Here is a 23,461-nt window from a genome sequence, read left to right as displayed (position 1 = left end):
ATGCGAAAGCATAAAACGAGACTAGCTTAACAAATGTATTTTGCGTTAAGCAAAAATTTAACAGACATCCAAATATAGGGAGAAATACCCATGAAGATTAGAGCAATTGCATATTTAACAGCAGTACTTGGTGTAGCAGCATTTAATACACAAGCAAACACATTATTTGATGAGCTTGACCTTAACAAAGATGGCTTCATTTCTGAAGTAGAAGCAGCTGCAAACAGTAAAGTAGCTGAAGTGTTTCAAGAGTTAGACACAAACGAAGATGCGCAAATCAGCAAAGACGAATTTGCAGCATTTGAAGGCTAATAAACGCCTTACCACTTAATAATAGGGAAGTGCGCTACTTTCCAATCAGTTTAGATATTCAAAGTTAAAATGAAAGGAAGTTCCAAATGAAAAAATTAGTAATGTCAGTATTTGTTATTGCAAGTTCATTCTCAGCAGTTGCAGCAGACGATTTCGCAACACTTGATAGTGATAGCAATGGTGCAATCAGCCAGCAGGAAGCGGCACAAAATGAAGCACTTTCAGAGCAATTTAAAACACTGGATGTTGATGGTAACGGCGAGCTAAGCAAAGACGAGTTTGCAGCATTTAAAGGCTAATCCGTACCAGGGGAAGTGCGCTACTTTCCAACGTTAAGTAACAAACCCAAAGTAAAGATGAAGGAATTTAAAATGAAAAAATTAGTAATGTCAGTATTTGTTATCGCAAGTTCATTCTCAGTAGTTGCAGCGGACGATTTCGCAACACTTGATACAGACGGTAACGGTTCTATCAGCAAAGACGAAGCAATGCAAAACGTATCGCTAGTTCACCAATTTGCTGACTTAGATGTAGACAACAGTGGCGAGTTAAGCAAAGAGGAATTTTCGAAGTTTAAAGCGTCATAAGTTTAAAGCTTCTTAAATATCCCGTTTTACAGTTGGGCTCACTTAACTCCTTGTCAATCAGTATGCCGAGTGAGTCCAACTTTTTTTATTAAATCAAGTAGTGAAGTGAAATGAAAAAAGCCTTAGTTATCGCAATCTCAATGTATGTAATGTTATTTGCCACCGTAAAAGCCGTTGCAGATGAAGAGTTTGCTTTGTTCGATTCTGACAACAGCGGTACCATCAGCGTAGACGAGGCGAAACGCAATCACGCACTACTTGAACAATTTACACATTTAGACCGTGATAATAATGGCGAATTAAGTCCACAAGAATTCGCCAGATTCACAGGATAACCCCGTATCAACCCTCCCTAGTGCGACCTGAACTATTTTTTGTTGGACATGAATACTTTTACGGTCGCACTATTTTCACATTAAAAGTGCTTTTGCTTTTGAATTGGCTTATGTAAGCTGCTTATAACATCTTAGTTTTATGAGCAAAATCATGACGCCAGCAATTAAAACAGCAGAAAAAGCGAAGATAGATTTCTCCGTACACCAGTATGAACACGACAGCAGTGTTGCATCTTTCGGGTTAGAAGCCAGTGAAAAGCTTGGCGTATCTGCGGCCACTGTGTTTAAAACGCTGGTAGCAAGCTTAGATAATGGCGAGCTGGTTGTCGCGATTATTCCTGTCGATCGAAAATTAAATCTAAAAGCTGTGGCCAAGGCGAGTAAAGCAAAAAAAGCCAAAATGGCCGAACCGCTCGATGTTGAGCGTTCAACCGGTTATGTACTTGGCGGCGTAAGCCCACTAGGACAAAAGAAACGTCTTAAAACCCTGCTTGATGACTCAGCTAAAGCACAATCCACTATTTATGTGAGCGCCGGTCGTCGCGGTTTGGAGATTGAACTTCAACCAAGTGATCTTTTATCACTGACTAATGGACAGTTTGTACCATTAAAAGCCGAATAACTCCTATCTAAGGTTTATCCCGAACCGTTATTTGTCATTGAAGTTTCATAATTCAAGGCCATTATTTATGCTTAAATAATCTGGACTATACCAGATTGGAAAAGATGAAATGAATGAATACTTGTTATTGACGCCGGGCCCACTCTCAACCAGTAATACAGTAAAGCAAGCAATGCTTAAAGATTGGTGTACCTGGGATGACGACTATAACATTGAGATTGTGCAGGCGATCCGCGCTAAACTCACAGCACTTGCAAGTAATACTGATGATTTTACGAGTGTTTTAATGCAAGGAAGTGGTACCGCTAGTGTTGAATCAGCACTTGGTAGTTTAATTAAAAACACCGATAAACTGCTCATTATTAACAATGGTGCTTATGGTAAGCGTATCGCCGAAATTGCAAATTACTTAAATATTAATGCGCAGGTAGTAAATTTAGATGAAACCCAGTTACCAAATATGGCTGAGGTTGAAGAGCAGTTACAAGCGCACAGTGATATTACTCATATTGCAATGGTGCACTGCGAAACCACCACGGGCATGCTTAACCCCGTTGCAGAAATGGGCGCGCTTGCTAAAAAGTACCATAAAACCTTTATATTAGATGCAATGAGCAGCTTTGGTGGTATTGAGCTTGATATGGCTGAACTTAACATAGATGTGCTTATAAGCTCTGCTAATAAATGTATTCAAGGTGTACCGGGGTTTGGCTTTGTGATTGTTAAAAAAGCAATTATTGAAAAGTGCCAAGGCATTGCACGCTCGCTTAGCTTAGATTTGTACGCGCAGTGGAAAACCATGGAAGATCATAACGGTAAGTGGCGTTTCACGTCGCCGACTCATGTGGTAAGAGCTTTCTATCAGGCGCTTTTGGAATTAGAAGAGGAAGGCGGTGTTAAAGCGCGCTATAACCGTTATAAAGAAAATCAACAGCGTTTAGTTGATGGTATGCACGCACTTGGATTTGAGACCTTGCTAGCGAAAGAGCTGCATTCGCCGATTATCACCTCGTTCTATTCACCAACCAGTAATAAATACAATTTTGCTTTGTTTTACAGTGCGTTAAAAGAGCAAGGGTTTGTAATTTATCCGGGTAAAGTATCAGATGCTGATTGTTTTCGCATTGGTAATATTGGCGAAATTTACCCTGACGATATAACGCGATTACTTAGTGCAATAAAGCGCAGCCGATTTTGGTTAGAAGCTTAAGATAGAATTGTTGATAAGCTAAAGGTGATAGCTAAGGTTATTGCCTTTTGTTTTGTTAGTTAATGGTTGTTTGGTTACGTCCAGCTTGTTTAGACTGATACAAGGCTTTATCAGCTTGTGCAATATTATCATCCAAAGACACGGCTTCATTAAACTGTGTTAATCCAACACTAATGGTTAACGGCCCGTAGGCTTTATCTTTTGAGTGTTCCGTCACCGATCCACGAATGCGTTCGGCAATTTGAAAGCCAAGATTACTGTCAGTATTGGTTAAAAAAATAAAAAACTCTTCACCGCCATAACGGCAACTAATGTCGTATTCACGCGTGCAGTATTGTATTTGCTGTGCCACAAGCTTAATTGCATCATCTCCTTGTTGATGACCATGTTGATCATTTACTTGTTTAAAGTGATCAATATCTAACATTAACACCGAGCATGTTTGCTTATTGCGTTTGGCTAATGCCAGTTGATTATTAACAAGATTGTAAACCGCTGTGCGATTATATAATCCCGTTAATGCGTCTTGTGTTGCTAAGGCTTTGTATTTTAATTTGAGGTTGATCAGTTGGCTGGTGAATATAAACACCGTCAGAACCAAAATAAGCGATGAGAAATAAACAAGTGGATAATAAAAGTCTGTTTCAAAATATTCGCGGCGACTAATACCACTGGGAAGATTATAGAGCTCATAAAATATCACTATCAGCGATATCCCTAGAAAGATTGCTAATCCTTTATCTGCCTGGTTGGGATTTTCCGCTCTTACTAGGCTTATCAGTGAAATACAAAGGCAAAAAGCCGAAAACGACATGGTATAAAAGACATGACTTTCATTAAACATCAGTACACATGTAAACAGGATAAAAGAAGCAATCAGAAGGCGGCTAAGAAAGTGATTACCGCTTTTTTTACAGATGGTTAGGCCAAAAAGTACAGACGTTATCGTGCCAAATAAGTCCTCTAAGTACCAACCTGTATTTATTATTTCAAAAGGGGGCTCATTTAAAAAATAAAAAAACAACAAAGAGCTAATAAAGTAGCCAAAAAGATAGGGGGTTTCTTTGTTGTCTTTCATCACCGAGCGTAAAATAAATAACGCGAAAATACAGGCGATGATCTCTATGGTGGTACTCACACCCACTGCTTCTTGGTAACTAATACTCATTCATTCTGCCGCTGTACAATTAATGCTCTGAGTTTAGTAAAAATCCAGCATAGTTAAAATGTTAGCGCTCAGAATTTAATGAAAAATATAAGAAACTTCAGCCCTACGCGTTAGTTTTTATTGGCCAATCACTATCATTTCAATGGCATCATGCAGCCAGTATTCAATGTTGTAATCGATTAAAATACCACTTGATTCATAACGCTGACGAATCACTTTTAAACACGGCGCGCCGCTATTTTTTTCAAGGCTTTTGGCAACATCATCGGGCAGAACGGTAACACTTATTACGCATTCTTCGTTGTTAATATCCACATGATAATGAGAGGTCATAATCGTGGTGATTGAGCCATTGAGCGGTTGTGATTCTAAATCATCAAAACGGCTGGCATCGCAGTTAATCTGCTCAAACATAATGGGTCGGCCATCAAGGCTGCGAACACGCTCGATTTTATATAACGTATTCCCACTAAAGTGCTGGTTAAGCGACACATTTTCTTGTTTCTCGATACTCAATACATGGGTGTTTGGCGTAAAGCCTTGCTCTTGCGCTAATTGATAAAAATTAACCTTAGTAGCAGGTCGCCACTTAAGTTTATTGGGTGTAACAAACCAGCCGCGACGTTTTTGGCTGTAAATTAAGCCTTGTGCTTCAAGGCGGTTTAATGCTTCACGCACAGTAATACGAGTAGAATTAAAGTGTTCTTGCAGTGTGCGCTCTGATGGCAGTTTATCACCAATAACAAGTTCGCCACTGGCGATATGTGTTTGAATATACTTTTGTATTTTTTGATATAGCAACATAGAAAGCGGCTTTTAAAATCTGCAGAAAACGAGGCCTATGCTATTAGGCCTAAGAAATATGTCAAGCGTATGAATCGCGCGTTAATTTGTATCTGCCTTTGCAGCAGCACCAGAAAGCTTAGCTAAGAAATTATCGAGTTTAGATGGTGCTAAATTATTATCTTCCGCGCGCTCTTTTCGCCTGATGCCGTTGCGAATGACATAAGCGCCAAGTGTGCGAAAGGGCTCGATGGGAAAACGTTCAAGCTTTTGGTTTACAAGGCCACACCTTTGCCATTCATCGTGCGTATTTAATAGCATAGACGCGAGAATTTGCCCGCCTAAATACGATTGCACCACACCATTACCCGAGTAACCTGCTGCAACCACCACATTTTTATCGGTCTCTTGGAAAAATGGAAAACCGCTTACGCTGCGATCCGATGGACCTGTCCAGGTGCGCTCAATTTCAAAGCCATGATCGCCAAAGAAATAATTAAGTGAGTGTTGTAGCTCAGCTTGATATTGGCTGGGTGCGTTGAATTTATCACTCACCTGATTGGCAAAACTAAAATAGTTACCGCCTTTACCGAGCATTAAACGGCCGTCAATTGTTGTGCGGTAATAATTCACAAATATACGCGAATCGATCACTGCTGCACCATGGTTAAGATTAAGTGTTTTTAACTTTTCAGTCATCGGCTTAGTAATCACCATATCGGATGATACCAACACAACATTTCGTGAAAATTGCGGCATTAACCTTGGTAACCAGGCATTGACGGCAAATAACAATTTTTCAGTTTTAAGGGTTTTTATTGACTGAGTTTTATTACTATAACAAACGCTAATAGTCTCGTTTTTTGGTGCGTTTATCTTTGCGTGGGAAACATAACGGCTAGATTCACTTATCACTATGCCCATTTCAATGGCAATACGGCGTAGCCCGCGAACCAGTTTAGCTGGTTGCACACTGCCAGCGTGAGGTGAAAAGACCGCGTGTTGATTCTGACCTGAGCCCGTGTGTTTCAGCTGTTCTTTATTTACTACTTGCCATTGATTAAGTGAAACAGCGTCAAGGGCATTAAGACAGGGTGTAAGCACACCTTGTTGCGCAGCATTAGACGCGCTGATATAACAGCCATCGACACGTAAATCACAGTCAATATTATGTTCTTTTGCAAATTGGGATATTGCATGAACGGCGTTTTCAGATTGTTGCACTAGCCACTTGGCGTGTGACTCACCAAAGCGTTTTTTCAAACTTAAATACTTGGTTGACCACGTCAGCATGGCACCGCCATTGCGACCCGAAGCCCCTTGGCCACATAAATCTTTTTCAAGGATCACAATACGGGTGTTTGGCGCGCGTTGTTTAATAGTGATTGCCGTCCAAAGTCCAGTAAATCCGCCACCAATAATCGCAATGTCATAAGGGTTTTCATCAATACTGGCTGAAGAAACAAAGGTTGTTTCTTCAGCCATTGCTTGATCAAACCAAAAGGGTTGATACGTCATTAAGGGCGTTCGCCTCTTGCTAATCGTGCATTAATCTCAAAAAGTACCGGTTCAATATCGGCTAAGCTATTAATTACGAAATGAGCACCTGCGCTTGATAATTGGGTATATGCTTCGCGTGATAAATCGCTTTGTTCACTTGTTGATAATGCTTGCCACTCTTCTTCACTTTTGCCTACAGCGTTGCCCGTAAGTGCCACTCCGATTGTCCACATGCCTGCATTTAACCCTTCCAAAATACCGGGAACTGAGTCATCAACTTTTACACAGTGATTGACAGAACTAATTGCCAGCTTGTTAACATTTTCTAATGCCATCCAAGGACCAGGGCGAGAGCCCGCTGTTAACTCGTCACTTGCCACACAGTAATCAGGGCGATAGCCGTGCTCAGCTGCGGCAATTTCAAGTTCGGTCATTACTTCGCGCGGGTAGCCTGAACAGCTACCGATTTTAACTCCTTTTGCTTGTAAGCGTTGTATCACTGGTAGCACGCCTTCGATAGGGGCTGAACGTTCTGCAACTTTGGCTTTTTGCAGCGGCATAAAGGTTTGGTAAATATGGTCAATTTGCTCGGTGGTCATTGCCGAACCAAACTGTTCGCACCAACGGCGATTAACAGTGTCGAGCTTGCCAAGTGATTCGATATGATCCCATTTGCCCATGCCCATTGGAATTCGTGCTTCTTCGAGCGTGATGTCAAAATCATAAGCCGATTTAAACGCTTCAACAAAGATGGTAGTGGGTGCGATTGAGCCATAGTCAACAACGGTGCCTGCCCAGTCGAGAATAAGCGCTTCTACTTGTTTCATAAATAGTCCTTAATGAGTTGGTGCGAGCGACTTAGCATTAAGTGCTCGTTTAGAGGTGTATTTGTTAGATAAAATAATGCTGAAGTAGCAAAGGGAGCTGATGACCAATACACTTGCAACTGCACAGATCCAGTAACTGGTAGCAATAAAGTAGCTCAGCCATGACAACTCTGGTTCGGCAAAAGTGCGGTACAGCAAAATACTGACCGAGCCGATATACCCAGCTGAATCAGCTAAATAGAGTAGAAAACCCACATTGGCAACACCGCCCACGGCGGCAATCATGCGGTCGAATAAAAAGCAGTTGTAGGGGATATACGCGATATAAAGCCCTGCGCCAAGTAACACCATCCAGGCTTTAGCATCTAAGATGCCTAATTCAAAGCCATAGGTACTCGCACCGAGTAACAATGTGCCAAATAAGATAAAACCATGATTGACTAAAAACGCGGTTTTGTTGTTTTTAATCAGTACCATCATGGCAAGGGCAATCAGCACGATAAATGAAATGCGAATGCCTGCGTAAGCAAAAATGGTTGGTTCTTCACCATAACCTAACGCCATCCACAGTTCTGCTTGAAAATTATCTAAAAAGTCACGAAAGCCTGTGAAAAGTAAAAAGCTTAAAACGAGCGCTGTAATACCAAACCAATATTGTTTAAAGAAATTAAACCGCGCTTTGCCATCCATTGGTGTGCGTTTTTGCCTTGCAGCAATATCGCTTTGATCAGGTTTTGGAATGGCGTTTAAACACACAACACTGAGCAGCAATAAGGGTAAAAAGAGTAGGCCAGTTAGGGCAGGCATCCATAACTCAGAAATGCCTAGGTTGTTGGTAATATAGCGGCCAACAGTTTTCACAACACCGGATGATAAAATAAAGGTGATACTTAAAATGGCACCGAGGATTTCAGTAGTGCGTCTACCTTCTAAATAACTAAAGACGACCCCCCAAATCATGCCAAGAGATAAACCATTAAAAAATAGGCAAATAATGTTAAGGCCAATTGGCAATAGTGCAAATAACACCAGCGAGAGCTCTGCGCCTAAGATCATCAAAATGATGGCGTTAGCTCGCTGCTTAGATGGCATTTCGGAAATCACTTTTACGCCGATAAATTTTGCTAGCATGTAACCAAATACTTGGCTTAATACCAGCGCCACTTTAAAGCTTACAAGCCAGTTTTCTTGCTCAAATGCAAGATAGCTTGATGCGGCAAATGGCTTTCGAAATGCATACATACAAAAATAAGTCATAAAGGCTGCGGAGGCTGCGAATAATACGAACGCGGGGCCTTGTGTCTTTTGTAACCAGTTAGCATTTTTAAACAACATAATACGTCTCGACTGCGTTTGAAAAAGGGTGCAAAGCAGGTGCTTTGCAACCTCGGTACTATCAACAAATCAGTGTTAATTTAGGGCAATTGTTTCGGGAACCCATTGTGATAGTGTTATGTGAACTTAATGTGTAACCAAAGGGGTCAAGTTTGCCATGTGATGCACCCTTACCCCTGTTAGCTTGTTCGCGTTAAAAACGTTCGTTAGAACATTCGTTAAAACTTCGTTAGAAACGATAATTAAGGCCGAGCATGCCGCGAATACCGTAATATTCGACTTGCAATGGGCGACCTTGCTGACCTTGGTAATACATTAAGGGTTCGTTCGTTAAGTTATTAAGCTCAAGGTAAACCATGGCATCGTCATTAATTTGATACGAAGTAGTGAAATCAACGCTGGTATAGTCACCGTAGTAACTGTCACTTTGTTTATCACTGCCGTGCTCTTCAACGTACTCACCTTTGTGGTTCACAGCTAAACGCGCAGCAAAGAAGGTGTTATCGTAGTAAAGGGTAATGTTAAATAATTCATCGGCTTGGCGAGGGATGCTAACAACGTCATCGCGCTCTGGGATGGTCATTTCAGAATCCATAAAGGTCGCATTTGCCATTACCCCAAAGTTCTCAAGGCTTGGCGCGATAAAACCAAAATCACGATTAAAGGCAAGTTCTAATCCCACTAATGATGCGTTGTCGCCATTTTCTGGGCGAATTAAATTAACGCCTTCACGGCCGTTGTAACTGCCAATGGAACTGCTTTGGAAAATAGGATCTTCAATATCTTTATAGAACACACCAGCTGACACTAAACCAAGGCGGTCAAAGTAATGCTCAAACATGACATCAATGTTGTTTGAATAGGTTGGATCCAGTTCTGGGTTACCTGAAAACAGTTGGTTATCTGCTTCTAGGTAAGTTGCACCTGGCGATAATGAGCCAAAATCCGGACGGGCAAAGGAGCGCGTGAGTGCTAAACGCCAATTGGTCATATCACTCATTTTATATGTGATATGGAGCGATGGCAGCACAGAGAGATAATCATTCTCGGCTTTACTTTCAACCACTTTGTCTTGATCGGCAAGATAGGTAAAGCCCGATACTTCGGTATCGGTTTGGGTTAAACGCAGGCCACCAAGTATTTCGATTTGTGCATTAGCTTGCCATGTTGCCATACCATAAATACTGGCGTGTTGCTCGTTTACATCAAAGTTTCGACCAAGGGCGCCACCGTTTGAAATAAGTGCTGATTCACCGGCATCGAGCTTAAATTTATTACGGTTTTGTGTCCAAAACTGTGCTAAGGCATCCGTGGAAGCCACTTGAGAGAACTGGCTTGCGTAATCAATGCTGAGTTCGTTTAAGTAATCATTTCGACCTGGTTGGTCGCTTAACGCAAAGTCAGCAAGGGTAGGCGCATCACCATAGTTCTCACTATCCCATGCGTAAAATTCATCAGCAAATTCGGCAACGCGTTCTTTATCACGGTACTTCACACCGAATTTAAGTAATAAGCTGTTATCTAGTTGCCAGTCAAAATCACTGCTGAAAACGATTTTGTCTTTTTCATTCACGAAAACTTTATAGAGCTCTACCCATGCAAGCTTGGTATCGCTCGGTGACATTTGAAAGCCATTTGGCAAGTGGTTACTGATGGCATTCCATGGGTCACTGCCGCCGTCCACTTCGTTGTAGGCATAGTTTTTACCTGTACCACGGTCTTCAAGGCCAACATAGCCAACGTTCTTTTGGTCAAAACGCACAACAAAGTAACTGTTGTCTTCGCCATTTGGCATATCGCCGTAGCGGAACTCATTTTCGTAACTCGACAGTGACCAAGAAAGTGTTTTATCAAAACCAAAATAATGTTCACCAGCAAGTTCAGCGCCACGCATTTCGGTGATAAGTTCATTGCGAATATGCTGCACTTCAACGCGGTCTTTGTCAAAACGCATACGATGTTTGTAATGGGTTTCATCGTCGATTAAGGTGCCGTACATTGCGCTTGCACTGACTTTACCCTGATCTAAGGTGTACTCTAAAGAGCCATTTAAACCGTAGGTTTCGCGTGTACCTGTATAGTCCCTAAGCTCTAAACGACGAATACCAATACCATCATTCCCGCGACGAGGTTCAAAGTTATCCGTTGCCCAATCACGTTTCCATGCAGTAGCATTAATTAGATAACCGAGTTTGTCATCGGCTATACGGTCGCCATAAAGCACACTCGCAGAGTAGTTAGTGCCTTCGGCAAGTTCATTTGCACCCAGCGCGATATTGGTATTTAAGGTAAATTCGTCAGGGGCTTTTTTGGTGATGAAATTAACGTTACCACCAATTGCATCACCTTCCATATCCGGTGTGACGGCTTTTGATACTTCAACAAATTCAATAAGTTCACTTGGGAAAAAATCAAATGCGGTAGCGCGGCTGGTGGTTTCTTCTTCAGCGGTTGGTAAGCGATTGCCATTAATTGATGCTGAGCTCCATTGTGATGGTAAACCGCGCACAGCAACAAAGCGGCCTTCACCTTGGTCGCGTTCAATGGAAATACCCGGAATACGCTGTACTGCTTCTGCTGCATTTCGGTCTGGTAATTTGCCAATGCCATCACTTGAAATCACATTGATAATATTGCTGGCATTTTTTTGGCTGTTAGCTGCAGCCATTTCGCCACGTTGAATTTGACCAATCGCAACCACTTCTTCAATTTCATTGTTGGCGTTGTTAGCATTGAGGAAAATGGTTTCAAGTACTTTCATTTCATCATCTTTAACAGAAACGCTCAGTAACTTTGTTTGGTAACCCATGTAATTAACTTCCAGTTGATACGTACCCGGTGCTAATTTAGGCAGTTCAAAACGGCCATTAAAGTCGGTAACGGCACTGTTATTAGTACCAACTACTTTCACCATGGCACCTGGTAGTGTTGCATGTTGATCTTTTACAACGCCTGTCAGTTTTGCTTCGGCGGCAAGAATGTGGGGGCTTGTTATCAGCAGTATACTGGCGGCAATACGCGATATATTTTTCATGTTAAGGCTTCTCAGTTAGTAAAATTATTATGGTCTAGACCAGAAACTGAAAAACAGTCTAACGAGGGTTTTTTACAAATCGGTTACGCTTGTGTGAAAAATAGAAAATCGACTGAGTTTTTTATTTAACCTGAACTTGGGATAAGAAGTTAACTAACAATTTTTAATACATATATTTTTATTTTAAGCCTTCTAGCTTGATAATTTTTAACAGTAACAAGGCAAATTTGTGCGTCAATAGCGAGTCTATTGCAAACAAATTTAACGCAGTAATAAGTAAAAGTAGCTGCTAGAAAGTAATTTGTTATTCCTAGCTCAGGTTATTTATATATTGATTTTATTGTATATAAAATAAAGCAGTCACGAAGAGTATTGGTTGTAACTGCTTATTTGGAATTTGTTGAAGAGGCTCACAGCAAAGTGAAACAGCAAAAAAGCCTTATGAGATTTGCTATACCAGCAAGCTTGCGGGTCTTGGGTTTGCTAGTAAATCGGCAAACACTTGCCAAACAGAGTTTTTATCTTGCATATTGGCATGTTTTTCAATGTAGGCTTTAACAATATCTTGGCCGAGGTTGTAATTAAGCACATAAGCACGGTTTGCTTTAATAAACCCTAAGCGCTGTGTTGCACGCGCTTTACTCACTAAGGTGTATTTAATTAATAACTCGATTGCGTGTTGCTCTGATATTTCGCCATCAAGTAAGCGTTTAGCAACCATGTTGTCAGCATAAGAGAGTTTTTGCATTAGCGCTTGTACTTCATAATAGCGCTCAGCTTGTGAAGCATCGAGACCGGCAAGCACGAAGAGCACTTCTTTTTCAAATACCATGCGCTCAGGCTTTGGAAAAACCACTTCAATGCCATAGTTAGCAGAGCCTTCGGCAAGCAGTGACATAGGGGAAAATAATGGGTAAACACAATATTCCATCCAACCTTTTTCGTTTACTAGGTGTTTTTCCATCAATGAGTTAAACACATGGTGGCCGGGATAGCCTTCATGGGCAGCTAAATCGACCGCACGTGAAATATAAATCGGGAAGTCGGTATTCATTTGAATCAGGCTAAAGTTATCGCCTTTATACCAGTTATAACCACTCCAAATTTGGTTAGTTACATATTCCAGCTGAAAATTTTCGTTATCTGCGAGGGGAATAAATTGTTTGGTAATCTCTCTTGAGCGCGCTACTGCGGCTTTAAATACGTCATCGAGTTTGTTTTTGGGGATTTCAAATTGTGCGTTAAATGCCACCATACGTTCGCTTAAATGACCGTCGCCTGGTACCAGGTTTTCAAGCTCTAGGAGGACGTTATCAAACTCAGATTCTGTTTTGTTTGGTGAAATGGCATCGTATAACGCTAGCGATTCTTCATCGAATTTTGGTGCATTGCCCGAAATCACATTTATAAAGGTTAGTATTGATTCACTTTGCTTTAATAAAAAGGTATGTCTGAGTGTTTCGCTTTCATTTGATGTTGTATTTTTTAAGCTATCTACAAGCTCTGTAACTTGCTGTTGAATAGCTTCAAGCGGCTCTTTCGTTGTGGGTTGCCAGTCACTTGGGCCATAGTAAGCGTCAACATAATGTGGGTGATGAAGGCCAATTGCCAGTACAAGCTTTACGTATTGCTCGGCAAGGGAGTTTAATGACATAGCGAACTCATTTTAAACGATAGAAATAACAGACATAATAACCGAGATTTAAACTGTATACAATTTGGGGCTCGGTTATTAATTTAAGTATCAATATTCACTGATATCAAGTGTGCCTATGCTTATCGCTATAGGCATACGCTGCGTAGCTAATCGCGTTACACTTTTAATGCGTTACACTTTTAATGCGTTACACTTTGAACTGCGATACTTGGTTCTTTAATTCGCTGGCAAGTGCGGCGAGTTCAGTACTTGCACTGCTGGTGTTTGCGGCCTCTTGCGAGGTGTTGTCTGAGATAGTAGAAATATTCACTACATTGCGATTTATCTCTTCATTAACACTGGTTTGCTCTTCTGCAGCGGTTGCAATTTGCGCCGCCATATCGTTTATTTTTGCCACCGCAGTGGTGATCAAATCAAGTGCTTCACCTGCCTGTGTTGCATTGTTTACACTGTCTTCTGCTTGTTGCTTACTTTGCAGCATTAATGCGACCGCGTCTTTACTGCCATTTTGCAAGCTTTCAATCATTTGATGAATTTCTTGAATTGAACTTTCGGTACGTGATGCAAGCGAGCGCACTTCATCTGCTACCACAGCAAAACCGCGGCCTTGCTCACCAGCTCGGGCCGCTTCTATTGCTGCGTTTAGCGCAAGTAGATTGGTTTGTTCCGCAATGCCGCGAATAACATCGAGTACGCGGCCAATTTCTTGGCTATCGTTTGATAGTTTATCAACCGAGAGTGAAGCCGTATCGATTTGTTGTGCTAGCTTATCGATGCTGGTGACTGTTGACCCAACAACGTGTTGTCCGCTGGATGCTTGAGTGTTTGCATCCATCGCCCCTGTCGCTGTGTCGGCGGCGTTGCGAGAGACTTCGTTAGCGGTTATCGCCATTTCGTTCATTGAAGTCGCAACCATATCGGTTTCTTGGCGTTGTTCGCTTATTAACGAGCTCGTATTTTCGCTTGATTGGGCCAGCATGTTAGACGCCTGATGTACCTGTTCACTGGCGTTAACCACCTGTTGTAATGTGCCGTGGAAATTATCAATTAACGTATCAAATGCATGGCTCACTACGCCGAGTTCATCGTTCGATTTAACTTGGGTGCGTTTCGTTAAATCGTTGCTCTTTGCAATATCATTAATGGAATTTCGCAACGTATTAAGCGGGGCAATAATATTGTTTGTGACAAGCCAACTTAATATTGCCGCAACTAAAGCAGCAACCACAGCAAAATAAATACTAACGGAAATCGATGAGTCAATATCGTTGGTCGTTGCCTGAAAAATGACTTCTCTTTCTTGATTCATTTTGCGGTTAAGCGCGGCAAAGTCTTCGCGAGATTTTGCAGCAACAGGGCTGTAATCACGTTTATACGTTTGCCATGCTTGTTCAAGTTGTGCTTTTGTCGATGTCGATGAGAGCGTTTGAACCAGCTGAAGACTTTTTGATAAAAATGTTTCGGTGGATGATTGTGATTTAACAATCAGTTGCTTGAGCTCTTTTTGCTCGGTGTTGTCGTTAAGGGCTAATGAATTTAGCTGTGAAAAATGCGATTGAATATCCTTGATACGTTCACGCATTTTAGCAAGGTTTGATTGATAATCGTCACCAAGCATAATGCTGCGATTAATGCGCGATACGTAATTTACATCGCGATTAATTTTGAGTGTAGTCACTTCTAACTTAACCGCGACACGGCTGTACTGCTCAAAGCTCGATTTGATTGAATTGAGCTTATAGATCTCAAAACTCGCAAACAATATTAAGGCAAATAGCAGTGCGCCAGAGATGATATTTATTTTGTTACGAACTGAGACGTTAGACAGCAGTGTATTCATGCGCTTATTCCAAAATGAGTTGATGTGACGGTATCGATTTTTAACCCAGCTAATAAGTTTAACTGATCTTATTGTTTCGGTATGTAATCTTATGTATTAATGGTAAAAATTCATTAAAATTAGATAAATACGATGAAAAAACGCATTTCACTTATTTTAGGCAGTGGCGGTGCACGTGGGCTTGCGCATATCGGAGTAATTAAAGCGCTAGAACAGCACAACTTTGAGATTTGTTCCATATCAGGGTGTTCAATTGGTGCTTTAATCGGTGGTATTTATGCGGCAGGTAAGTTGCCTGAATTTGAGAAATGGATTTTAGAAATAGACAAATACGATATTGTGTCATTGCTTGATTTAGCGTGGGGCAATAATGGGTTGGTAAAGGGCGACAAAATAATCAACACCTTAAAGAAAATGGTAGGGGATATTACGATTGCCGAGTTACCAATTAGCTACACGGCTGTTGCGTCTGATATTTTAAACGGTAAAGAAGTATGGCTAAATTCGGGGTCATTATTCGACGCGATCCGCGCATCGATTTCACTTCCTTTGTTTTTTACACCGATTGAAACCAATAATAGAATTTTAATTGATGGCGGTGTGTTAAACCCTGTGCCGATTGCGCCTACGTTTAATGATGACAGTGATTATAAAATAGCGGTTAATTTAGGCAGTGAAAAAGCAACACCACCAGAGCCCATCGAAAAAGTCGAAACCCATGATGATACATCCCCAATTTCACGCTTTATTGATTCATTGCGATTTGATAAAGAAGAAAAAGAGGTGAATAAACTGGGGGCGTACGAAGTAGCTGATAAAGCATTTGATGCCATGCAGTCTCACTTAGCTGCTGCTAAATTAGCGGCATATCCGCCTGATGTACTGGTTGAGATTAGCCGTAATGCCTGTGGCACATTAGAGTTTGATAAGGCCGCTGAGATGATTGCGCTTGGCTACAGTACCTGTATAAAAGCGCTTAAAAATAACTATTTACTGATTGAGTAATGTGTAACCCAGAGGGCCTTAACGCAGCCTGTCGTAGCACAAAGTAAGCGATTTAAAAGCACTAAAACAGGTGAAGAACTTCATAATTTAAACGGAGTTAACTTGGGTGCAGGTTAAATATGTATGTTTTGTTGTGTTTTATGGCCAAAATACGCGCACTTAGGCCAATACGGGCTATTATAAATGAAAGGCATATATAAAGTTATATTGTCAGGACAAGATCGGACTTGGTAAGTATAAGTTAGCTTTAAAGTACTTGATACGACAAAAGGACTATTTCGTAATATGTGTTTTATCGTTAATAATTAGCTATTTCAGCTTGTTACGGGTTTGGCTTTGCTTTAAAGTTTGTTTTGCAATGTTAAGAAGTTGTTTTAAATCAGATCAATTTTTTCTTCTTTGAATATGCATTGTGTTTTACACTGTATTAATGAAACGACAGCAGTGATGGCTCGTTGGTTTACTTCTCATATTCTGAACGGATTCATGTGACTAGGGTTTAATTTTTTGTTTCATAAAGTCTTTTCTTTTGTTCTTGTCTTACTCTTTGCATCCAGCAATGCGTTTACTGCGGAATATAGCCGGTATCTGAAAAATTACTCCGTTGAAGATGGATTATCACAAAGCTATGTCAACCAAACGCTGCAAGATAACTATGGTTACTTATGGGTGGCCACAGATTATGGTTTGAATCGCTTTGATGGGTACGAATTTGAGAGAGTCATAGGCCCTGATAATGTATTCGCAAACAATGGCATTATTGCACTTCATTCGCTAAAAAATGGCAGTTTGATTGTTAGCACGTATTATAGCGGTGCTTATTTCGTTGATCCTCTTACACTTGAAGCAACACGTTTTTATGATGGTAAATTAGTTGAAACTAAGGACGAATATTTAAGTATTGAGAGCATTATTGAAGTTAAGGACGATTTGATATTAGCAATTGGTCGCCACTTGGTTTCGTATAGTGTTGCCGATAAACAATTGAAAATTTTATTTTCATTGAATGAAAATCAAGACCTTATTCGTACCCTGTTTTACAAAGGAGAATACATATACTTTGGTACTTCGAAAGGCCTTTATGTCTATCATATCGAGACAGGTGGTGCAGGGTTAACGCACCATAAACCCTCTAACATACAAGATACCTATGATAACAACAATGTAAAATATTTAGCATGGGATCATCGTTTAGGTTTATTAATTGGCACGGTTGAAGGGTTGTTTGCACTTAAACTCGATGAAAAAGATGCTAAACCCATGCAGCTTATTCCCGATTTAAATATTTGGGGTGTGGTTAGAAATGCAGATGCATTTTATATTGGCTCTGAAAAAGGACTGTATCGCTTTGATCCAATGTCGTTTGAGTTAAATTTGCTTGCGCAATATTCAAAACGCCACCCGTTAGTCAGTAACGATGCTATTAAAGACATTTACCAAGACGACAGCGGGCTACTTTGGCTTGCGTCTGAGTCAAAGGGTGTTTATTACTGGCACCCTGATTTACAACGATTTTCAAGTTACAGTAAAGCGTCTGGTATCGATTTGTCTAATTCATCGGTAACCGACTTTATTGAATTGCAAGCAGGTACGCTTTGGGTTGCAACCGAGAATGGCCTGACAAAACTAAATACTGAAACAAAAGAAACTAAACATTTCTTCGTTAATGAGAACCCCAAAAATAAGTGGGGAAAGCACTTTATTCAGTATATTTTTGACGCAGGTGATGGAAAGATTTGGCTGGTACACAGTGAGGGATTGACACTTTTTGACACTGAAAAAGAAGTTATTGTGCCGACCAACTTATCTGCAGAAGTTAATAAAGAATTCACTGAGCTATATCCTTACGGTGTTCACCCACTAGACAAACATCGTTTGATATTTGTTAGTTACAAAGGGCATTTTATTTTAGATACACAGAAAAATGCTCTCACTTCTCTTAACAGTCTTGATAAACACTTTGATCCAGATTTATCAATTGGCTTTATGAAAAGCTTTGTAGACGATTCTGGCGTGCTTTATAGCGTTGGTGGTGCGATTTATCAATATAACTATCAAGAAGATACATTTGATTTGATTCATCAGATCGACAACTATCAAGTACACGATTTTAAATTTGTATCTGACTGGACACGAGATGCAGATAATACAATTTGGATTGCTTATAACGCTCACGGCATAGTGGCCCTTGATGATAAATACCAACAACAAAAAGAAATTACCTTTGCCGATGGTTTGCCGGATAATCGGTTATTCAGTGTCACGCAAAGTGATAACGGCGCACTGTGGTTTAGTTCGCAAAGTGGCTTAATCAAATATGATAAAGACTTAGATGCACTTAATCAGTATACCCACGAGCAAGGGTTGATAAGTGATGAGGTCTACAGTGCGCCACATAAATTAAAAGATGGCCGTATTGCGTTTACTACACCCGCGGGCATTATTTTGTTTAACGCCGAAGAAATTGAAAAAAGCCGAAACGACAAACCGGTAAGGTTACTTGATGTTGAGCTAAAATCTCGTGATGAGAAACTTACTTTGTCAGGTTTAATGGAGCAACAATTATCGCTTGAACATGATGATTTTGGCCTGAAATTTCACTTTTCTAACTTTGACTTTGCCAATCAAAAGCAAATTAAGTACCGTGTCGATTTACAAGGGCCAAGCAGTGTCGTTTATGAACAGTACGGTAAAAATAACATTGAGTTTACCCGCTTGTTGCCTGGTGATTATACCTTCAACGTCGCAGCCTACTCGTTAAAAGATGGGCAACTTGGCAAGCCTGAAACGTTTTCATTTTATGTCAAGCATAATCCCTGGACATCACCATATGCCATTGTTGGCTATATTATTCTGTTTCTTGGTAGTTTTACGTTTATCTATATAAAGCGCGTTAAACAGCAACATAGGCTACAACAGCTCCATGATGAATCTATGGCGGCAAAGCAGCGCGCACGTTTAGCACTTGAAGCAAGTAACAGCGGTGTGTGGGTGTATAACAGTCATAACCAGCAGTTGGATCAAGAACGAATTGTTTCCGATTTAGGTTATGAGCGTGAAATGCTTACCACTCTTCATGACCATATGTCACTAATCCATCCTGAAGATCGTATTCGTTTAGAAGCAAAATGGCGAGCATTTTCAAGTGGTGAAACCAATTTGTGGGATGTGACGTACCGCATGCGTGCAAAAAGCGGTGAGTGGGTATGGTATCGTGATTTAGGTAAGCGTTCTAAAGAAAGTAAAAATGAAGAAAACCCCGTTTATGCAGGGACTTACACCAATATTAGCGAAACCAAAAATAAGGAAATCCAAGCTCGGCTCTACGGTGAAGCACTGCGTAAAATGAACGAGTGGCTAATTATTCTGGACAGCAAATTTAAATTAGTTGTATCAAACGAAGCGTTTAATAAACGTTTTTCAACACATTCGGAAGACGCGACCCAAGATACATTATTGGCGTTGTTTGACGAGCAACGTCAAGCATTTTACATTGAGCAATTAGCTAGGCTTAGGGTTGGCGAGCACTTACGTCGCGAAGAAACTTGGGTGTTTGACAACGAAACTATTGACGTATTGTTATCAATTTCAGCGATTGGTGACGAGAGTGTTAGTAACTATGTAGTAGTTGTATCGGATTTGACGCAGCAAAAGGCGGCTGAGAAGAAGCTTACGCAAATGGCGAATTTCGACCACCTAACACAATTGGCTAATCGCAGTTTAATTAACGATCGCATCGAACAAGCCTTGCTGCATGCACAAAACAAAGTGATCGCGGTGCTATTTATTGATCTTGACCGCTTTAAACAAGTGAATGATTCACTTGGTCACAGCATTGGCGATCGGTTGTTGGTTGAAGCTGCAAAACGCATGACCGCAGTTGTTGGTGAACAACACAGTGTGGGGCGTCAAAGTGGCGATGAGTTTATAGTACTATTTGATGATGTGGTTTCGCCACAAGAAATTAGCCAATACGCTAACGAGCTCAACAGCCAACTTGCCAAACCCTATAAAATTGGCGGTAATACAGTCAATATTAGTTCATCAATCGGTATTTCGTTTTACCCATTTGACGCCGAAACTACTGAAGAATTAATACAAAAAGCAGACATTGCGATGATCCACGCAAAAAACAGTGGTCGCAACTGTTACCGTTTTTACACTGAGCAGCTCAACAAAGAAGCGCGCAACCGTATGTTGCTTGAAAACGAATTAGTTAACGCAGTACAAAATCGTCAGCTTACTAACTTCTATCAACCTATTGTTAATACGCAATCACAAAAAGTAGTGGGTGTTGAGTTGCTATTGCGCTGGTTTAAAGACGGTGACATGATTTCACCGGGAGTATTTATTCCGTTGGCTGAGCAAATTGGGCAAATTGTCGCGATTACCGAAATAGCGCTTGAAACAGCGACAACAGAGTTAGCGTCATGGTTAGCAAGTAATGCGAACCGCTATCTATCAATTAACTTATCTGCACTACATATTACCCAGCCTAACTTGGTTGAGCGATTTGTCACTATTTTAGCCGACAACAACGTATCGCCACGTCAAATTCGCTTAGAAATTACCGAAGGTATTTTGATTGAAGATACAGTGAACGCCCTTGAGCAACTAGAGCGCTTGCAAAAAGCGGGTTTTAAACTGTATTTGGATGATTTTGGCACCGGGTATTCGTCGTTAACTTATATCAACCAATTTCCAATTGATGTGATTAAGATAGATCAGAGTTTTATTCGTCAAATGTTATCCAGCCGCACAAACCAAGCAATCGTACAAACTATTGCGGATTTAGCGAAAAATTTAGGTAGTTACTGTATTGCCGAAGGTGTTGAAGAACTTACACAAGTTACTGTGCTAAAACGTTTGGGCTGTTATAACCTACAAGGGTTTTATTTTGCCAAACCGGTACCGGCAACTACGTTTTTAAGTGAGGAATTCCAAAGCGACGTATCACGTAAAATTAACGCCTGTAAGAACGCATAAAAAAGGGGCTTTTCAGCCCCTTAAACACGAAGGGAGTGTTAATTTAGGGTTTCAGTGATTACGGTATCAATCACATGAATCACACCGTTGGTAGTGTAAATATCGGTTGTCACCACGTTTGCGCCTTGCACTTGAAGTGCCACCTGAGGCAGTGACACTTTCCACCATAGATTATTTACGCCGTCACCTTTGCTTTCACCAGGTGCCATGTCCTGAGCATAGAAGTATAAAGGGCGACCCATAAACGCGGCTTGCTTGGTACCGTCAGCACGTGTAATAACGCTTAAGCCTTGAATATTATCAACCATCTCATCAGTAACCATTACTGGCGGCCATGCATCCGCACATGCATCAACACATGTACTACTAGCTTGACCGAGGTCATTATCGAACACATAGAGCGTGTAACCTGCTTTGGCAGAGCCATTACCGCCGACTAGCATTTGACCTGCAGCATCATAGGCAACTTCATCTGACGCCGAATTAGTTGATTCGGTGTAATTAATTAGATCCACTGATACATCATTATTTGCAAGAGTGTCTACTGCTTTACCATTTGCTGCATACGCAGAAACAGAATCGATCTCAGCAGCCACAACATGTTGCAATAACACATTTGTTAAAGCCGTATTGTCGGCAAGTAATGCTGTTAACGCATCGTCTGGGATTTTATCAAACGCAGCATTAGTTGGCGCGAATACCGTGTAAGACTTAGTTTCATCAGCGAGTGCATCGACTAAATTTGCAGCTTGTAACGCAGTCACTAGGGTTGTAAAGTCAGGATTGGATACGGCAACCTCAACGATGTTCTGAGTCGGTTCGCCTTTCATTGATGGAGGTAAAATGACTTGGTCAACCACGTGAATTACGCCATTACTTGCTTCAACATTGGCAGCAGAGACTTTAGACGCATTTATGTACAAATCAGAGCCTGAAAGTGATAAGGCGGCCATTTGAGTGTTTGCCATAGTCACCTTATTATTTTCGCTATTCGCAACAGCTACGGCGCCATCCGACATTACTTTCGCATCAGCAATAACGTGGTAGAGCAATACATTTTTTAGCGCTTCTGTATCGGCAAGTAGGGCATTTAATGTACTTTCAGGAAGTTGTGCAAATGCAGCATCTGTTGGTGCAAAAACGGTGTAAGTTGCAGATTCGTCTGCAAGTACTTCAGCAAGATCCGCGGCAGCCGCGGCGATTAATAATGTGTTGAATGAACCTGCTTGTGAGGCGACATCAACAATATTGCCAACAGGCTCAGGCACACTTACATCACCCACAATAACAGCATCAATTACGTGAATAATTCCGTTGGTAGTGTGAATGTCTTTGGTAACAACTTTAGCACCGCCGAACATCAGTGAATCTGTTTCTGAGTTGATTGATACAGGCAATTTAGCACCAGAAGCTGTTTCAGCTTCCATACCGTTTAGGGTAAATGCAGTAACAGAGTCAACTTCACCCATCACAACATGCTGCAACAAAATACTGCTTAACACATCGGTATTTGCAAGTAATGTATTAATGGTTTCTTCACCAAGCATTGCAAAAGCATCATCAGTTGGTGCAAATACCGTATACATTTTCGACTCATCAGCGAGCACTGCATCTAAATTTGTTGCTTGTAAAGCCGCAACAAGCGTATTAAACGTACCTGCTGCAACTGCGGTCTCAACAATATTTGCCGTTGGCATACCTTTATCTGTTGGGGGCATTAGCACAGCATCAATAACGTGAATTATACCGTTGTCGGCCATAATGTCGGCAGACGTAACGGTAACAGTGTTTACAAGTAAATTATCATCGTCGAGCGATAAACCCACCGAATCACCATTAACCATGGTTACTTTTGACCCTGCGCTTGATATTGCCGTCGCCGCATCGACTTTGTCCGCTATAACGTGGTATGTGAGGATATTAGAAAGCGTCTCTGTATCGGCTAACAGCGCTTCAACAGTGCCCTCAGGTAACAGCGCAAATGCAGCGTCGGTAGGCGCAAATACGGTAAAATTGGCATCAGTATTTGCAAGCGTTTCGTCAAGACCCGTTGCTTCAAGCGCAGCGACTAGCGTTGTAAAGTTGCCGTCGCTCACTGCAACGTCGACCACTGTTGTTGGTGTGGCAACAGGCGTCGTTGGCGTTTCCACTTTATGATCGTCGTCATCGTCGTTACACCCAGTTACTACAAGCGTTGATGACACTAAAAGTGCTATTTTTAATAAATTTCTCACCTTGTTTATCCTTTTTTTGATAATTA

Annotated in this window: 17 protein-coding genes; 8 read left to right on the top strand and 9 right to left on the bottom strand. The window is 41.1% G+C overall.

The features are described from left to right. Positions 1-90: 90 nt before the first annotated feature. The 6 genes from PSPO_RS19110 to phnW all read left to right on the top strand — a co-directional run bounded on the left by PSPO_RS19110 (position 91) and on the right by phnW (position 3,066). Positions 91-312: an EF-hand domain-containing protein gene (locus tag PSPO_RS19110; RefSeq protein ID WP_010558929.1), complete on the top strand. Its 222-nt coding sequence runs from the start codon at positions 91-93 to the stop codon at positions 310-312. 86 nt (positions 313-398) lie between these two features. After that, positions 399-611, top strand: a complete 213-nt coding sequence (locus PSPO_RS19105; RefSeq protein WP_010558930.1) for an EF-hand domain-containing protein — start codon at positions 399-401, stop codon at positions 609-611. Between the two features lie 72 nt (positions 612-683). Further along, on the top strand, positions 684-899 hold the full coding sequence (locus PSPO_RS19100) for an EF-hand domain-containing protein (protein WP_010558931.1): 216 nt from the start codon (positions 684-686) through the stop codon (positions 897-899). Positions 900-1,009: 110 nt separating this feature from the next. Then, positions 1,010-1,234, top strand: coding sequence for an EF-hand domain-containing protein (locus PSPO_RS19095; RefSeq protein WP_010558932.1), 225 nt, complete (start codon positions 1,010-1,012; stop codon positions 1,232-1,234). A 151-nt stretch (positions 1,235-1,385) separates the two neighbouring features. Then, positions 1,386-1,856: a Cys-tRNA(Pro) deacylase gene (gene ybaK, locus PSPO_RS19090; RefSeq protein WP_010558933.1), complete on the top strand. Its 471-nt coding sequence runs from the start codon at positions 1,386-1,388 to the stop codon at positions 1,854-1,856. Positions 1,857-1,965: 109 nt separating this feature from the next. Continuing rightward, positions 1,966-3,066 (top strand): 2-aminoethylphosphonate--pyruvate transaminase, encoded by a 1,101-nt coding sequence (gene phnW, locus PSPO_RS19085; RefSeq protein WP_010558934.1) that lies wholly within the window; start codon positions 1,966-1,968, stop codon positions 3,064-3,066. Positions 3,067-3,121: 55 nt separating this feature from the next. Here phnW and PSPO_RS19080 read toward each other — a convergent pair whose 3' ends face one another. The 8 genes from PSPO_RS19080 to PSPO_RS19045 all read right to left on the bottom strand — a co-directional run bounded on the left by PSPO_RS19080 (position 3,122) and on the right by PSPO_RS19045 (position 15,210). After that, entirely contained in the window at positions 3,122-4,234 is a 1,113-nt protein-coding gene (locus PSPO_RS19080; protein WP_010558935.1) for a GGDEF domain-containing protein, read from the bottom strand. 117 nt (positions 4,235-4,351) lie between these two features. Further along, on the bottom strand, positions 4,352-5,038 hold the full coding sequence (locus PSPO_RS19075) for a UTRA domain-containing protein (RefSeq protein WP_010558936.1): 687 nt from the start codon (positions 5,036-5,038) through the stop codon (positions 4,352-4,354). 81 nt (positions 5,039-5,119) lie between these two features. Then, positions 5,120-6,535 carry an FAD-dependent oxidoreductase gene (locus tag PSPO_RS19070; RefSeq protein ID WP_010558937.1) on the bottom strand — a complete coding sequence of 472 codons (1,416 nt, stop codon included), beginning with the start codon at positions 6,533-6,535 and terminating at the stop codon, positions 5,120-5,122. Beyond that, positions 6,535-7,344, bottom strand: a complete 810-nt coding sequence (gene phnX, locus PSPO_RS19065) for a phosphonoacetaldehyde hydrolase (RefSeq protein ID WP_010558938.1) — start codon at positions 7,342-7,344, stop codon at positions 6,535-6,537. The genes PSPO_RS19070 and phnX overlap by 1 nt, the downstream gene beginning before the upstream one ends. 9 nt (positions 7,345-7,353) lie before the next feature. Next, entirely contained in the window at positions 7,354-8,601 is a 1,248-nt protein-coding gene (locus PSPO_RS19060) for a DUF5690 family protein (RefSeq protein ID WP_233430560.1), read from the bottom strand. Between the two features lie 307 nt (positions 8,602-8,908). Beyond that, the gene (locus PSPO_RS19055) at positions 8,909-11,713 is read right to left on the bottom strand and encodes a TonB-dependent receptor (protein WP_010558940.1); all 2,805 of its coding nucleotides are present in this window, start codon (positions 11,711-11,713) and stop codon (positions 8,909-8,911) included. A 451-nt stretch (positions 11,714-12,164) separates the two neighbouring features. Continuing rightward, positions 12,165-13,367 (bottom strand): hypothetical protein, encoded by a 1,203-nt coding sequence (locus PSPO_RS19050; protein WP_010558941.1) that lies wholly within the window; start codon positions 13,365-13,367, stop codon positions 12,165-12,167. Positions 13,368-13,557: 190 nt separating this feature from the next. Then, complete coding sequence (locus tag PSPO_RS19045; RefSeq protein ID WP_010558942.1) at positions 13,558-15,210, bottom strand: methyl-accepting chemotaxis protein; 1,653 nt, start codon at positions 15,208-15,210, stop codon at positions 13,558-13,560. Between the two features lie 132 nt (positions 15,211-15,342). Here PSPO_RS19045 and PSPO_RS19040 point away from each other — a divergent pair, with 132 nt between their 5' ends. Next, a complete protein-coding gene (locus tag PSPO_RS19040) occupies positions 15,343-16,215 on the top strand; it encodes a patatin-like phospholipase family protein (protein WP_010558943.1) in 873 nt (290 codons plus the stop codon). A gap of 507 nt (positions 16,216-16,722) precedes the next feature. Further along, on the top strand, positions 16,723-21,201 hold the full coding sequence (locus PSPO_RS19035; RefSeq protein WP_010558944.1) for an EAL domain-containing protein: 4,479 nt from the start codon (positions 16,723-16,725) through the stop codon (positions 21,199-21,201). Positions 21,202-21,239: 38 nt separating this feature from the next. Here the strand turns inward: PSPO_RS19035 and PSPO_RS19030 are convergent, their stop codons facing one another. Then, entirely contained in the window at positions 21,240-23,435 is a 2,196-nt protein-coding gene (locus PSPO_RS19030; RefSeq protein WP_010558945.1) for a fasciclin domain-containing protein, read from the bottom strand. Between the last annotated feature and the right edge of the window lie 26 nt (positions 23,436-23,461).

Origin of the sequence: Pseudoalteromonas spongiae UST010723-006 (assembly GCF_000238255.3) — a bacterium.
GTDB classification, from domain to species: domain Bacteria; phylum Pseudomonadota; class Gammaproteobacteria; order Enterobacterales; family Alteromonadaceae; genus Pseudoalteromonas; species Pseudoalteromonas spongiae.
The sequence above is the reverse complement of the archived record's forward strand: the minus strand, read 5'-3'. Positions and strand labels throughout refer to the sequence as shown.

Coding starts and splice junctions, on each gene's coding strand:
- PSPO_RS19110 (WP_010558929.1), top strand. CDS start 91: ATGAAGATTAGAGCAATTGCATATTTAACAGCAGTACTTGGTGTAGCA.
- PSPO_RS19105 (WP_010558930.1), top strand. CDS start 399: ATGAAAAAATTAGTAATGTCAGTATTTGTTATTGCAAGTTCATTCTCA.
- PSPO_RS19100 (WP_010558931.1), top strand. CDS start 684: ATGAAAAAATTAGTAATGTCAGTATTTGTTATCGCAAGTTCATTCTCA.
- PSPO_RS19095 (WP_010558932.1), top strand. CDS start 1,010: ATGAAAAAAGCCTTAGTTATCGCAATCTCAATGTATGTAATGTTATTT.
- ybaK (WP_010558933.1), top strand. CDS start 1,386: ATGACGCCAGCAATTAAAACAGCAGAAAAAGCGAAGATAGATTTCTCC.
- phnW (WP_010558934.1), top strand. CDS start 1,966: ATGAATGAATACTTGTTATTGACGCCGGGCCCACTCTCAACCAGTAAT.
- PSPO_RS19080 (WP_010558935.1), bottom strand. CDS start 4,234: ATGAGTATTAGTTACCAAGAAGCAGTGGGTGTGAGTACCACCATAGAG.
- PSPO_RS19075 (WP_010558936.1), bottom strand. CDS start 5,038: ATGTTGCTATATCAAAAAATACAAAAGTATATTCAAACACATATCGCC.
- PSPO_RS19070 (WP_010558937.1), bottom strand. CDS start 6,535: ATGACGTATCAACCCTTTTGGTTTGATCAAGCAATGGCTGAAGAAACA.
- phnX (WP_010558938.1), bottom strand. CDS start 7,344: ATGAAACAAGTAGAAGCGCTTATTCTCGACTGGGCAGGCACCGTTGTT.
- PSPO_RS19060 (WP_233430560.1), bottom strand. CDS start 8,601: ATGACTTATTTTTGTATGTATGCATTTCGAAAGCCATTTGCCGCATCA.
- PSPO_RS19055 (WP_010558940.1), bottom strand. CDS start 11,713: ATGAAAAATATATCGCGTATTGCCGCCAGTATACTGCTGATAACAAGC.
- PSPO_RS19050 (WP_010558941.1), bottom strand. CDS start 13,367: ATGTCATTAAACTCCCTTGCCGAGCAATACGTAAAGCTTGTACTGGCA.
- PSPO_RS19045 (WP_010558942.1), bottom strand. CDS start 15,210: ATGAATACACTGCTGTCTAACGTCTCAGTTCGTAACAAAATAAATATC.
- PSPO_RS19040 (WP_010558943.1), top strand. CDS start 15,343: ATGAAAAAACGCATTTCACTTATTTTAGGCAGTGGCGGTGCACGTGGG.